This window comes from Lysinibacillus sp. UBA5994, assembly GCF_002429725.1.
Lineage (GTDB): Bacteria > Bacillota > Bacilli > Bacillales_A > Planococcaceae > Lysinibacillus > Lysinibacillus capsici.
In genome coordinates, this window is sequence record NZ_DJAU01000012.1 from 310,103 (window position 1) to 324,179 (window position 14,077).

A 14,077-nucleotide genomic window follows, 5' to 3' on the forward strand; every position below is an offset into this window, starting at 1 on the left:
AAGCCCGTGGTCCACCTTGGTTCAATAACAACGATCTTACTTATAAAAGGAGCGATGTAAATGATTGGACCAAGAAAAAAGACAAGTGATGAACGCATGCAGATTGCCCATTCGATTGCGCAACAAGTTATCGCAAAATATGGAGGAAATGTTCGAGCAATTGGTATTTATGGCTCGTTGGCAAGAAAAACGGATGGTCCGTTTTCCGACATTGAGCTTAAGTGTATCTGTCATCAATTAGAGCACAGCTATAGCTATGAATGGACAGCAGGAGATTGGAAGGCAGAGGTTAATTTCGATCAAGCAGAAGTGATTATCGAAGAGGCAATAACGGTTGAGGAAGATTGGCCATTAACAAATGGGAAGTTTTTCGATTTACAGCCACTTTATGATCCTTCTGGCTTTTTTCTAGAACTCAAAGACAAAGCGGCCACTGTGGAGAATGCCCGATTTAAGGAAGCAATTTGCAAAACCATTGTAGAAGAAATGTATGAATACATGGGGAAATTAAGGAACATAGCTGTTCAGGGTCCCACCACATTTTTGCCGATACTGGCGATGAAAATAGCGATGACTGGTGCCATGATAGTAGGATTACACCATAGGCAGTGCTATACAACATCTGCACAAGTATTACCTGAGGCTTTAGCGATGGATGATCAGCCACACGGGTTAAAAGCATTAGCAGAAATGGTCATGACGGGCAATCTAACGAATCCTCAGCAAATCATAGCTGCCTGTGAAAACTTTTGGCAAACACTTCTCCAATGGACAACTGAAAAGGGTTATCAGATTAAATGCTCTAAGGAGATTCCTTGGTAATTTTTTATAGACCTTTACTTTTGTAGTATAAGGTGCTATAATAGAACACGTGCTATTTTAGGTAGCATATTTCCGTAATCTGGCATTCTGCTTTTTGTTTTTGTAGATACTTATTCACACTGGCGCATGCTTTGGGGCTGCAAGGACGCAAAAGATGGTAGGGTTTGCGTTGCTTAAGTTAGAAGGCACACAGTGGAATTTTACCGCGGTGATGAAACGAATCTGGTTTCAAGATAATATTCCCCAGACGATTGGGTTGAGACTTTTACAATTTACGAGAATGTTACCTATAAATACTAAAGGGGTAGTTTCGCAACAGCGAGGCTGCCCCTTGTCTAATTTTAAGGCCTGTCATGTCCAACCATGACAGGCCTTTTTGGTATACATTACCGTTTACTCTCTTCCATAAATAAGTGATAATAAAAGCATGAATTTTAGTAAAAATCTAAATTCTGCATTAAAAATCAGAAAAATCAAAAAGGTGAGGGATGTCAATGGGAAATATCGACACACTATCGACGAATGTCGTGACACAATTAGAAGAAATGGCTATACGGCAAGACAATATGGATCAGCTAGTATCACGCTATTGCCAAGAAAGACTGCTTTATCGTCTATCCATATCCTCCTATGAAGATCAATTTTATCTAGATGGGGATCTATTATTATTTGCTTTAACAAATGGATTGGTGAAGCCTTCCAAAGAAGTCACGCTGACAGCGCAAGCAAGCGTTCATCAACACGATATTGTGAAACAGGCCTTTAAAGAAATTTGCTCACTAGCAATACCAGCGGATGGCATTGAATGGGATGCACAGCGGATCGAATCGTCTGTATCGAATGACAATATTCAACTAAGCATACCAGCTACATTGGGCAAAATGACTGTATACATAGAAGTTAGGATTACCTTTAAAGAAAACATGCGAATAACACCAAAGACCATTAATTTTCCGAGCTTGCTAGACAAAAAGGCTGCGGTGGTTTATACATATCCAACAGAATTCGTGCTGGCACAAAAATTTATCGAAATTTACCAGTATCCCGCATTAGAAAAGACTGAAAAAACAATAAATGAAGTACAACAATTGCTACAAACGCAAACTATTGAAGGACGAAGATTGCAGGCGTATATTGTGGACTTATTTGATCGATATCATTTTACAATCGAGTTAACTTCTACACTCGAGATGACAGGGATTCTGAAACAATTCTTTATCCCTGTTTATGAAGCGATTTTGGCTGAGGACGAATTTTTCAAGCAATGGAACAATCGAGCTTGGCAATGAAGAGAGGGACCCGCAAATCATCTACGGTTTGCGGGTTTTTGCATGGCTATTATTCAGGGGGATACATTTGTATGTCTCATGAATGGTTTCTTCTTTTTATTAAAATGTAGCTAAAGTGTATCTGTTGCACGAATAGATAAAGTTGAATCGTATTATGTCATGAAGGAGGTTAGGTGAAAAATATGATAAAGTTTGCTGGCTTAAGTGTGCAAGAAATTGTTCAAACATATAGTGACACCCTCATACGAATTGCTGTGCAACAGACCAAAAATATGGCTGAGGCGGAGGACATTGTGCAGGAGGTTTATATGACACTGATGAGGCAGAACAAGCCCTTTGCTCATGAAGCACATTTAAAGGCTTGGCTTATAAAGGTGACATTTAATAAGTGCAAGGATTATTTTAAGTCCTCACGTGTGAAGAAGACTGTACCCATTACAGACGAAATGGCCTTTATTGCAAAAGAGGAGCAGATGGTTCTTACTGAAATTTTTGAGCTTCCTTCAGAAGAGAGAGTCATTGTTTATTTACATTATTACGAGGGCTATACAACGGCAGAAATTGCTGAGTTATTAGAGATCAACGTAAATACAGTAGGCTCAAAGCTCAGAAGGGCACGAATGAAGCTGAAAACGATTCTAGAAGAGGGGAGCAAAGTATGATGAATGCTTATAAGAATGTGATGAAGCAGATTCATGCTTCTGAGGAATTTAAGCGTAAGATGCAGGAAGAGATGATGAAATATGAAAAGAGGTCCTTTATGAAAAAAGTAAGAATTAGTGTTGGAAGCTTAGTAGCCTGTGCAGTGATTGCTGTCCTTGCTATGGTAAATATAAATCATGATACACCAATTGATTTGACGGAGAGAATTGTTGCGGACCATTCAGCTCCTGCGGCAAGTGCGCTAGTAAATATCGAAGGGACCATTACAGAAGTCGGAGAAGATGGGCTGAGCTTTACATTGGATAACGGTATGGAAGTAGTCGTGACAGATAAAACCAAAATAGGAATAGATGGACCGACAGCACCACCTAAGGAGGAACAGCTATTTGAGCCTACTTTTAGAGTAGGTAATTTAATTGGTGGCTATACAGAAGATACCTCCTCGAACCCAGTTCAGGCTGCTGCCATTTATACAAATTGGAATTTTGAACATCCAATACGATAAAGATTTAGATGCGCAAAAAAGAATTTCCGAGGGGAGATTCTTTTTTTATAGCTTCTGGTTAACTATTTATTCCTTTTTATCCTAAAAACGAGATTGAATAATACTATTTATAAAGAAATGATTATTTTTATACAAAAAAGTATTGTCTAAAGAGAATATTGTCACTATAATTTACGTAATAGTCTCACATTTCCGAATTGCGAAAAATAATACGCATTATGGAAAAAATATCATACTAGGGGGATGGGCTATGAAAAGAAATTTAATGGTGTTGCTTACAATTATGGCAGCTTTCACGCTAGTTTTAGCGGGTTGCGGCTCGAAAGACAATACATCATCAGGTGATGGAGATAGTAAAAAAGTTTATAAGGTAGGTACTGAGGCTACATTTGCACCTATCGTATCTCTTGATGATAAAGGGAATATTGTAGGGATTGATGTGGATGTGTTACAAGCAATCGCGGATGAAATGGATTTTGAAGTGAAGTGGGAAAGTATTGGTTGGGAGCCTGTATTCCAAACAATTAAAAATGGTGAAACAGATATTGGTGGTGCAGGGATTACAATTACGGACGAGCGTAAGGAAACATTTGATTTTACTGAGCCGTACTACGAATCTCAATTATTAATCGTGGTGAAAGAAGATTCAAAGATCCAATCATTGGATGAATTAAAAGATAAAAAGATTTCTGTACAAATTAATGCTACTGGTCATATGGCTGCCAAGAAGCTACAGGGTGAATCTAGTCCCAACATTTTTGCTTTCGAAAATCAACCAATTGCTATTCAAGAGATGCTAAATGGCAACGTAGAAGCGGCGATTGGAGATAATTCAGTTGTTTATGAATATATCAAGGCACATCCAAATGACAAAATCAAAGTAATTAAAGATGATTCCTTCGAAAAAGAATACTATGGTTTCATGGTTCAAAAGGGGAACAAAGAGCTTTTAGATAAGTTAAATGAAGGCCTTAAAAAGATTAAAGAAAACGGTAAGTTAAAAGAAATTACAGGTTCAGACTTTTAGTAATAAATAAACCGTAGAAGCTCACCTCAAGGGGAGTTCTACGGTTTATTTTTTAGGTGCTAGTCTTGCGCTTCAGCAACTGTTTTGACCCGTTCTAAAAATTGTACGACTACTTTGTCCGATGCAAACAATAAAAATAATTTGACGAACCATTTTAACGCATTATTTGTTACGGAATAAGTAAAGGAAGTCTCTGTTTCATTTATTTTATTTAATTCATAGTAAGCCGTAATTTCAAACAAATTAGCGAGTACAAAGCCTACTTTCAATATTTTTTTATCAGGTGTATTCGAATATTCCAATGTTTCTACATCATACGTTTCGATACGTTTTCCTTCTTTATATTTTTGGCGATAAATACTGCCAACCCCTTCTTCTGTTACTTTTACAGGCTTGTTTTCAATTACCTGTGGCATAATCTTCTGCATGTCAGCTAAAGAGCCATCAAGTAATTTCCAAACGTTTTCGATGGGGGCATTTATGTTTATAGTCTTTGTCCATGTTTTCATCCAAACACCTCTACTTTCAAAATTACTTATCTATGCTGTAAATTAAACTAATTAATAAATGTAAGTATACTAAATTTTAACGGTAGCCACATGATTATTAACATTTGAGGAGATAAGGGAGAGAAAAACAAAAAAAGATTGAAGCCAATGTAGCTCCAATCCTTCTTATTTACATATTCATCCTATTAATGGAATAGCTATGTGTTAGTTTTCATCTTTTATTTTCCAATCGTTATAAACGATATCTTGAAGTACATTTTTCAGTTGTACAAATTGCTGCTCTGAGATATTAGATTGCTTCATCACTTGGCGGGACACTTCAGGTAGTTTCCTTCTTACATCTACGCCTTCCTTGGTTAAATATATTTTCATTAATCGTTCGTCCTCCTTAGAACGTTCACGACAAATGTAATTCTTTGCCTCTAATTTTTTTAACAACGGTGTTAATGTTCCTGAATCTAAAAATAAACGTTGGCCCAATTCTTTCACCGTTATCTGTTCGTTTTCCTCTAAAGCTAATAAAGTGATATAGCCTGTATAAGTAAGATCGTAAGGCTTCAATAATAATGTATATTGCCGAGTGATTTCCTTAGATGTTGCATACAAAAGAAAGCACAGCTGATTATCTAAATGATTAGGCATAAAAATCCCCTCTTAAAGTTCTTCTACTACCATTTATATTAAAAATAAAGTTCCTACTTGTCAAACGCAATTAAATTGTGTACAATTCAATTTGTAAAAATTAGATTGTACACAATTTAATTAATAACAAAAGATAAGGGGTTTTCAGTTATGAAAGAATTATACGCAACAACAATGATTAATGAAGGTGGCCGTAGTGGCACATCCTATGCAGAAGATCAATCTTTATCATTAAAAATTGCACCACCAGGCTCCAAATTAGCGGATGTTACAAACCCAGAACAATTATTTGCGGCTGGCTATAGTGCTTGCTTTAATAGTGCATTAGATTTAATCAAACGCCAAAAGAAACTAAAAAATGCATCAACCATTAAAGTAACAGTGAAATTAATGGAGCAAGCTTCTTTTGACTATGTGCTTGCAGTGGAAATCGAAGGGCATATTGAAGGACTAGCAGTGGAGGAAGCACAGGAATTATTAGAGGTCACACATACGGTATGCCCATATTCAAAAGCAACAATGGGCAATATTAATGTAACAATAAAAGCAGTTTAAATTGTGAAAAGAGGGAAACTACATGTTATCAAATACACCATTAAAACAAATTATGCAAATGCGTAAATCTGTTCGTAAATACAATGCAGAGACTAAAATTCCGCGTGAAACAATCATGCAGCTGCTGCAGGATGCTACTTCAGCACCTTCTTCAAGTAATATGCAGCCATGGCGCTTTCTTGTCATTGATGATAAGGAAATTCAGAAGAATATCAACTTCTTTTCATTTAATCAAGAGCAAATCGAAACAGCCTCTGCCATTATTGCTGTCATTGGTGATATAGAGATGTATGTAAATGCTGAGGAAATCTATGCAAAAAACGTGGAGCTGGGCTATATGCCAGAACCAATTGCCAATAAGCTTGCACAAGATGCGCTGACAATGTATGGTTCAGCACCAACAAAAACATTAGAAAATATCGTACACTTTGATGCTGGCTTAGTATCGATGCAAATCATGCTATTAGCGAAGGAAATGGGCTATGATACCGTTCCGATGGGTGGATTTGATAAAGCAAAATTCGCTGAATACATGGAATTACCAGCAAATGAAATTCCTATTTTATTATTAGCCATTGGTGAAGCGGCAGCCCCAGCATATGGTTCTTCACGCCTACCAATAGACCGCATTGTTCGTTTTAATAAATAGTTTCAAGCAATGTCCTTGATACACTTGAGGACATTGCTTTTTTAAAGATTTTTTAGGAGGGAATAGGATGTCTTCATTAACTTTTATTTTAAGCTTAGTCGTAGCAGCTGAGCATTTGTATATTATGTATTTAGAAACGTTTGCAACTACTTCTAAAAGAACAGCAAAAACATTTAATCTGTCTGAAGAAGCGTTAGAAAATGCAAATGTTCAAGTTCTTTTCAAAAATCAAGGGGTTTATAATGGTCTGATTGCGATCGCCTTATTGTATGGATTATTTTTGTCACATCAGCAAACTGAAATTGTTGCCATTTTTTTAATCTTTGTAATCATTGTCGCTTTGTATGGTAGCTTAACAAGCTCTAAATCGATTCTATTAAAACAAGGTGGGCCTGCTATTTTAGCACTTATTAGTTTATTTTTCTAAAGGAATCTCTACATATAAAAAGATTGAAGTTAATGTAAACTTCAATCTTTCCTGCACACATATTCTAAAGCGTGTCGCACATTTTTTACCTCAGTTGGCCACAAAGAAATTCAATAGCAAAACATTGATAACACGACGTAATGCATAACAGACGTTATCTCTGTTCTAATGGAAGTATAGTGGAAGACTTATATAATTGCGAGCAAAGATTTGTTTTAAGGAAGGAAGATAATTAGCTTACGTCTAATATCCAGATTGTCCAAAACTTTATTAACAGTCAAAAAGATATATATTGTGATGATTGTCTCTCTGAAAAGTTGAATATTAAACCAAGACAACAAATCAATCAAATTTGTAATAAGTTAAAAAAACAGGTCTTTGTAAAGAGAGGTTAAACAATGTTCTTCTTGCGCCAAAGATAGAATTTAGGTAGAGTTTTTCATAACATCCTAACTTTTTAATAAAGGGGTAAAATAGATGATGCTTAAAAATAGAAAAGTAATAGTAACAGGTGCAGCTTCTGGTATAGGAAAAGAAATTGTTAAACAATGTTTAGATGAAGGTGCTTCAGTACTTGCTTGTGATATTAATGAAGACGCCTTAAGGGAATTAAAACAATCAATGAATGTCCCCTCAGATTTGTATACATATCAATTAGATGTAAGTATTTATGAAGAAGTAGTCAATTTTTTTGGAAATTTGGAAAGAGAACATTGTGATGTAGATAGTTTAGTTAATAATGCTGGGATTTATTTGGGTAAGAATATACTGGATTATCAAACCGAGGAAATTGATAAAGTCATAGATATAAACTTAAAGGGATGTATTTATTTTTCTCAAATGTTCGGGAAATATCTACTTCAGAGCGAACGTAAGGGAGTCATCGTGAATATGTCTTCTGTATCAGGTATGGAAGGCAGTTCAGATGCAATATATGGACTCTCAAAAGCTGCTATATTGGGATTAACTAAAAGCTGTGCAGTGAATTTCTCACCATACATCAGAGTTAATGCCATTGCCCCTACAATGGTAAACACTCCTATGATGGATGCAATACCTATTTGGAGAAAAGAGGAATATTTAAATCATCAGCTCATCGATACACCTGTAATGCCTGAAGATGTTGCTGATACTGTTATTTTCCTCTTGTCAGATAGATCAAAGCATTACACAGGTGCGACATTTGATATTAATAATGGTGGATATCTAAGGTAGTTCAAAAACTTATTCAACTGTTTTGCCAAACTAATTATTTACCCAGAAATTTGGCGCTTTTCTCAAATAAGGAAAGCGTCTTTCCTCATGGAAATAAAACAAATGGTATGTTGAGTTGTTTATTAGAAGTTATTCAATTTAAAGGAATCGTTACATAATGATTTTTGATTAGGGAGGGGTTAGTTCTGTTGATCAAAATGTAGTTCGCCAGTGGAAGAGGCTTGGTGCTCAAATATTAATGCCATTTTGAAGAATCACTTTCAGAAGTAATACATATAAATATGTACCCCTAGGTCAATGAAAAAGGTACTTTTGCAATGCAGAAACAAAAGTACCTAAAAACTTCTATATTAGGGTTTTAAAACCACTTTAATGCAACCTTCTTGCTTTGTATCGAATATTTCATAAGCATGTTTTGCTTTTTCAAGGGGGAGTACATGTGTAATGATATCACCGACATTCACTTTTCCTTCAGCCATTAAGTTATAGACATGGGGCATGATATGAACAACTGGAGCCTGTCCAGTACGAATCGCTACATTGCGTTGGAATATATCTCCAAGTGGGAAGGCGTTGTATCGACCGCCGTATACACCGGTAATTTGGATTGTTCCTCCTTTACGTACAGCTTGACTGGCTGTGACAAGGGCTCCCATAGCACCACCTTGAAGTTTTACCCCACTTGCAAGAAATTCTAGTGGCGTCATTTTTCCGCTCATCCCTACGCAATCAATGACAACGTCTGCACCGCCCTTGGTAATCTCTTTCAAGTATTCACCACAATTTTCATGGTCTTCAAAATTAACGATTTCCACGTTATTTGTCTTCTTTGCATGTTTAAGACGATACCCAATGTAGTCAACTGCGATTACTCTTTCTGCTCCTTTCAGCCAAGCAAATTTTTGTGCTAGCAGTCCAACAGGTCCGCAGCCAAGAATAATAACAGTATCTCCTTTCTTTACACCAGCATTATCTACACTCCAAAAAGCAGTAGATGCGGCATCGGCAAGGAGAACAAGACTTTCATCAGGAACTTCTGATTTCTCTGGAATTTTGAAAGGGATAAAATTACCATAGGGCACTCGCATAAACTCTGCCTGTCCTCCTGGAAAACCGCCTGTTGTGTCTGAATAACCAAAGTAGGCACCCATTTCGCCATTATCGTTTGCATTATCACATTGACTTTCCAGATCATGATTGCAGTACCAGCATTCCCCGCATGCAATATTAAAAGGAATGACAATCCGGTCACCCTTTTTAACCTTCGTCACATCTTTTCCAACTTCTTCTACAATACCCATTGGTTCATGACCAATGACATAATCTTGTCCAAGATTCGGAATCATACCATGAATCAAATGCAAGTCTGACCCGCAAATGGCAGTAGTGGTTAAACGAACAATAATATCATCGGCTTTTTTTATTTTAGGGTCTTGTACTTCTTTAACCTCAACATTTTTTACACCTTGAAAAGTGACAGCTTTCATTAAAAAAATCCCTCATTTTCGTTTATTTTTTCGGTGGGGTAGGGAACATTCCTTTTCGATTCATATCTTTAGGGAATAAATCCAACTGGGCAATATTAATCGCATTTTCTGCTGATTTAATATCCAGTTCCTTTTGACCTGCAAGATCATAAGGTTTCAGCCATTCTTTTTTTACCATCAGTTCAGAAATTTCGAAATATAAATCGACCATGACATCCAGCTGAGTTCTCAAGATTTTCTGAAGAGCAGGAGAAGCTGTTTCTGTTAGGGCAATTGAAAGATTACGAATACCCGTTTTGGTTGTAAGTAAAAACTCAAGAGCAATCCCCGAATCAGTTAGTTCAGGCATTCCAACTGAATTTATAGGATCTAAATAGTCTTGCATACAATTGTCCTCCTAATATTCCAATTCCGATTTTGAGTAGAGCTTAACCATAGCAGTGAGTGCCGGGGTAGATAATTTTACATTTTTGTCCAATAACGCTCTTAAATCATCATCAAAGACCACACCTTGACTCAGCTTCGATTTAAGTAAACTAGTTGTCATAAAGTTAATGACTTCATGAAATTCCATGGTTTCATGAAGTGCTAATTTTTTCTCAAACACGTAATTCGCACCTCCATAATTTTCTTTAAAAAGTCTTCCCTGTAGCAAGTCTATTTATGCAAATTCGCATTGGATTAAATCTAAGACTATATTGATAGCTAGAATCTGATTTAAAGTTGAATTTCCTCCATTCTTTTCACTCAACCCATTTTTTACATTACCTATGTGCTTGAAACCTTATGAAAATTGGTTTTAGGCGTTTTTCTCTTTGTCTAAAGAAAATGCGGGATGTATCCTAAAGGGCGCTTTTCTGAAATAAGGGAAGCTTCTTTTTTTCATAAATGGGTCATTTAATGGAAGAAGGGAGCAACGCTTTTTTTAGATAAATTTATATAAAATTGGATATAAAAAAGGACCTTCAGTCTCTATAGCTGTCAGGTCCTTATTTTTTATACTATTTCATTTGTTTTTTAATATCTTCTACTTTGGTAAACTTCAAGACAACAAACAAGCCCAATAACTCTGGATATAACGCTTTGAGCTTCAATGGTTCATCATCTTTTGAATGCAACCATAAATTTGCTTAACACGCCGCCAAGAATTATTAACATTATATTATTCCCAACAAGCCAACTGTGTGCATGCATTACTATACATTGTAATGTAAAGAAAAATAAAAAACCCCAAAAGCTGCATATAACAGGCTTTTAGGGCTTTGTAGGGTACATATTACAAAATATAAAAATTAGTCCGTGAAACATAAAGATGATAAGTAACCTAACATTAATAAAAGACCAATACCCATTGCGATGCTCATGCTTTGTACCTCCTTTAAAAAACCGACACATTATTCATAAATATTGTACAATGAATTATAGAAATATGAAACCTTTTAATGGCGAGAACGTATATAATAATAGGAGAATTACCAATTTGTACATAAAGAGTAGGTGACAATAAATGAAAACGTGGGTTAAGAAAAGTATAGTCATCATGGTTGCGTTTTTAACATTTGGTTTAATAACGCCTACACATGAGATTTGGGAAGCATTTGATCAAAATCCTTCGAACCGTGCATCTATCGGCCCTTCATCAGGGACAAGCACTGCTTTAGCGGCTGAGCATGATGACAGCAGTGACGAGCAGCTACAGATACAAGAGGAAGCGATTGATTATAATGCCTTACTGGTGGATGCAGCTAGAGAACAATCGTACATAAAATTTGGCACAAAAATTGGTCCAAAAATTAGCAATGAATTCGACAGCATCATCTTCCCAAAAATGGAGGAAGCTATTGCAATGACAGTGGCTAATCTTGATGATCAAACTGCTGCATCTTTAACCATCTCTGAAAGACCAAGTGGTAATTACGGTGAGAAAATTTTCAATGTCATCAACAATGAAACAGGCACAGATTTAATTCGTTTCCATGTGCGCACAGAAAAAAGACCGCAGGAAGGCTACTACTACAACTTCCATTACCACAGTGTCGAGGACAACTTCATGGCACACAACAACCTTGGCGATATCTATTGGGAAAAAAACACACCACCTAAGTGGTTGTCATAATAAGTACGAAACACTCGTTTACATGACGAGTGTTTTTTTGTGAATATCTCAGCGTTTGTAAAAAGTCATTGAGTTATAACTTTTAATTTTTCAGAGTGGGGGAGGTAGGGGAAAGCATGTACCCTAAAAAGTACCCCAAACTCTTAAGTTTTTGATTTTCTTAGATTTATCAATTGAATTGTAGCGATAGCTGATATCAATAGCTACATTGAGCACTCTCGATTGAAGGTGCTTTCCATCAATATGAACAGGACTTTTGTTTATGATTGATTACCCTATATGCAAGTCCTTTTGTTATGCTTTCACAGCCTCTCCCGTAACTCCACATAGGGCTTTATAGCACCATTTAGAGAACCATATAAAAGAAAGGTGACTTTTATAGTCACCTTTTCACTTATAGATAGCAATTTATTTATTGAATATTTGCTCATAACGGTGGAAGAATGCCACTGCGTGCGCTCTTGTTAGTGAATCATTCGGTTTAAACTCTGCATCTGTTTTAGTAGTTGTTAAATCGAAGTCACGTAGAAACTGGATGGCCTCTTTCTGAGATACTGTTTTTCCATAATGCATAGATGCTAGGATACGAGCAAAATTACCACGTGTGATGTCTTTGACTGCATATACCTGTTTAGATGCTGATATACCACCAAGCGTTGGTAGAGCGTACTTACTTGCTAGTTGATAGTTTACATCTGCACTCCATGAAGAACTAGGTTTTGTTGAAGCTAATTCATCAGACTTAAAGTAACGGAAAAGTACAGATAACATCTGATTTTCTGTTAAATTCGTGTTTGGTTTCAGTAAGTTTTCGTATTTCTTTGTTGCAGGGTTGTATACGTTTGGATAACCGCTGATAAGTCCTTTGTTTACTGCCCATTGAAAATCCTCTGCCCAGTACTGGTCTGCCTTGTAATCAGCGAACTTTGATACATCTATACTACCTACTGGAGTTGTAGGTGTTGAAGCTGAGTAGTTTAAATAACTTGATGCTACATACCCCTCTGTCCCGTCATTTCTTTTCACAGGATACCAAACAAAATGGTTTTTCTTCGTTGATACTGCTTCATATTCAAAAGGGCCCGTAATAGTAACAATTTCGCCTGTACGTAAAGTACCCATAGTAGGACTATCCGTAGTAGGTCTTGTCCTAACTGTTACATTAGTTGTTGCACTAACTTTTTGATTTGTTTTAAAAAAGTACTTTGATTTTGTTAAAGGTAAATCAAAATCATAGTTCATCGCTGAAAATTTAATATTTTCCCTGCTGTTAGAGTCATATTGAAAATGTTCGCGTGTAAAAGGCAGCTCTGTTAAGTCTATTAATTCTAATTTCTCAATAATTCGGAGAATTTTTTCTTGATAGGCATTTGCATTTCTTTCCCCAGTTGCTTGGACAAATGGACTATTTACTGGCTTAGTACCGTTATAAGCCATGATAGCGAAGTACCAATGTTCCAATATATCTCTTTCCCCACCGTTGATGCTAGGCAAATCCTTCCGCTTAAACATATCATCTAGAGTCTCCACACCAGCTCGAATATTATAGACAATATCGCTTTTTAGTCTATCTTGATTGTAGCCAGCTTGATTTGTAATTTGCATAATGCCAATTCCATTATCAGCTGTCACAATCGCTTTACCATTCATATCGAAATGACGCCAATTTCCACTTTCACCTTCCGCTATTGCCTTCACAATTTCAGGAGGAACATTATAACTCAGTGCTGTTTCGGTTAACAAACAGTTCATTGTGGAATAATCAGGGTTGACCTTCGATGCCGAATCATACTTACATGTATTTGCAATATCATTAGCTAATACATTTTTATCTATATTTATAGTTAGAGAGAGGGCACCAATGACAATACCACTAATCAATGGTTTCAATATCTTTTTCATATCTGGTTATTACACTTCCTTTCATATTTTCCAAAGTTAAAAGATTCAGATATATGTTATCATAAACCCAATATTTGGGATAGGGGTAATATTCAATGTTCCTTTCATTTAACAGGGTAGAGTGATAAATGATAGCCCTAACATATATTGATTTGGTGAAAGGGTTGTAAATAGTGAGTTCATTGAAACAAGCCCAAGCCAAATCTATATCTACGCCGCATCTGCGGAAGATGTATTTCCTCTGAGAACCGACCTGAGAGCAGTCCATG

At 36.3% G+C, this 14,077-nt stretch carries 16 protein-coding genes; 10 read left to right on the top strand and 6 right to left on the bottom strand.

All coding sequences use genetic code 11. From position 1 onward, the window contains the following. The first annotated feature begins 60 nt into the window (after positions 1–60). From B3D98_RS04195 to B3D98_RS04215, 5 genes are all read left to right on the top strand, one after another. Positions 61–822 (top strand): ANT(4')-I family aminoglycoside nucleotidyltransferase, encoded by a 762-nt coding sequence (locus B3D98_RS04195; protein ID WP_288580877.1) that lies wholly within the window; start codon positions 61–63, stop codon positions 820–822. A gap of 494 nt (positions 823–1,316) precedes the next feature. Beyond that, positions 1,317–2,111: a nucleotidyl transferase AbiEii/AbiGii toxin family protein gene (locus tag B3D98_RS04200; RefSeq protein WP_288580880.1), complete on the top strand. Its 795-nt coding sequence runs from the start codon at positions 1,317–1,319 to the stop codon at positions 2,109–2,111. A gap of 182 nt (positions 2,112–2,293) precedes the next feature. Next, positions 2,294–2,773: an RNA polymerase sigma factor gene (locus B3D98_RS04205; RefSeq protein ID WP_048394585.1), complete on the top strand. Its 480-nt coding sequence runs from the start codon at positions 2,294–2,296 to the stop codon at positions 2,771–2,773. Continuing rightward, positions 2,770–3,279, top strand: a complete 510-nt coding sequence (locus B3D98_RS04210) for a hypothetical protein (protein WP_066037867.1) — start codon at positions 2,770–2,772, stop codon at positions 3,277–3,279. The genes B3D98_RS04205 and B3D98_RS04210 overlap by 4 nt, the downstream gene beginning before the upstream one ends. Before the next feature lie 250 nt (positions 3,280–3,529). Beyond that, a complete protein-coding gene (locus B3D98_RS04215; RefSeq protein ID WP_004228443.1) occupies positions 3,530–4,306 on the top strand; it encodes a basic amino acid ABC transporter substrate-binding protein in 777 nt (258 codons plus the stop codon). Positions 4,307–4,365: 59 nt separating this feature from the next. On the opposite strand, the gene B3D98_RS04220 is transcribed toward B3D98_RS04215, so the two are convergent. After that, positions 4,366–4,815, bottom strand: coding sequence for an SRPBCC family protein (locus B3D98_RS04220; RefSeq protein WP_048394580.1), 450 nt, complete (start codon positions 4,813–4,815; stop codon positions 4,366–4,368). A gap of 204 nt (positions 4,816–5,019) precedes the next feature. After that, positions 5,020–5,457, bottom strand: a complete 438-nt coding sequence (locus B3D98_RS04225; RefSeq protein WP_054549302.1) for a MarR family winged helix-turn-helix transcriptional regulator — start codon at positions 5,455–5,457, stop codon at positions 5,020–5,022. Between the two features lie 150 nt (positions 5,458–5,607). Between B3D98_RS04225 and B3D98_RS04230 the strand changes: the two genes are divergently transcribed. The 4 genes from B3D98_RS04230 (at position 5,608) to B3D98_RS04245 (ending at position 8,303) form a co-directional block, all read left to right on the top strand. After that, complete coding sequence (locus B3D98_RS04230) at positions 5,608–6,012, top strand: Ohr family peroxiredoxin (RefSeq protein ID WP_004228436.1); 405 nt, start codon at positions 5,608–5,610, stop codon at positions 6,010–6,012. A gap of 22 nt (positions 6,013–6,034) precedes the next feature. Beyond that, the gene (locus tag B3D98_RS04235) at positions 6,035–6,661 is read left to right on the top strand and encodes a nitroreductase family protein (protein ID WP_016995324.1); all 627 of its coding nucleotides are present in this window, start codon (positions 6,035–6,037) and stop codon (positions 6,659–6,661) included. A gap of 67 nt (positions 6,662–6,728) precedes the next feature. After that, a complete protein-coding gene (locus tag B3D98_RS04240; RefSeq protein ID WP_066037869.1) occupies positions 6,729–7,088 on the top strand; it encodes a DUF1304 domain-containing protein in 360 nt (119 codons plus the stop codon). A gap of 480 nt (positions 7,089–7,568) precedes the next feature. Then, entirely contained in the window at positions 7,569–8,303 is a 735-nt protein-coding gene (locus B3D98_RS04245) for an SDR family NAD(P)-dependent oxidoreductase (protein WP_048394621.1), read from the top strand. A gap of 350 nt (positions 8,304–8,653) precedes the next feature. On the opposite strand, the gene B3D98_RS04250 is transcribed toward B3D98_RS04245, so the two are convergent. From B3D98_RS04250 to B3D98_RS04260, 3 genes are read right to left on the bottom strand one after another with little or no spacing between them, the layout of a single operon-like run. After that, positions 8,654–9,790 (bottom strand): zinc-dependent alcohol dehydrogenase, encoded by a 1,137-nt coding sequence (locus B3D98_RS04250; protein ID WP_054549299.1) that lies wholly within the window; start codon positions 9,788–9,790, stop codon positions 8,654–8,656. Positions 9,791–9,812: 22 nt separating this feature from the next. Continuing rightward, a complete protein-coding gene (locus B3D98_RS04255; RefSeq protein WP_054549298.1) occupies positions 9,813–10,175 on the bottom strand; it encodes a spore coat protein in 363 nt (120 codons plus the stop codon). A gap of 12 nt (positions 10,176–10,187) precedes the next feature. Further along, positions 10,188–10,397, bottom strand: a complete 210-nt coding sequence (locus B3D98_RS04260) for a hypothetical protein (protein WP_016993944.1) — start codon at positions 10,395–10,397, stop codon at positions 10,188–10,190. Between the two features lie 900 nt (positions 10,398–11,297). On the opposite strand from B3D98_RS04260, the gene B3D98_RS04265 reads away from it, so the two are divergent. Beyond that, positions 11,298–11,906 (top strand): YpjP family protein, encoded by a 609-nt coding sequence (locus tag B3D98_RS04265; RefSeq protein ID WP_036080766.1) that lies wholly within the window; start codon positions 11,298–11,300, stop codon positions 11,904–11,906. 408 nt (positions 11,907–12,314) lie between these two features. On the opposite strand, the gene B3D98_RS04270 is transcribed toward B3D98_RS04265, so the two are convergent. Then, positions 12,315–13,808, bottom strand: coding sequence for an SH3 domain-containing protein (locus tag B3D98_RS04270; protein WP_288580909.1), 1,494 nt, complete (start codon positions 13,806–13,808; stop codon positions 12,315–12,317). Positions 13,809–14,077: the final 269 nt, after the last annotated feature.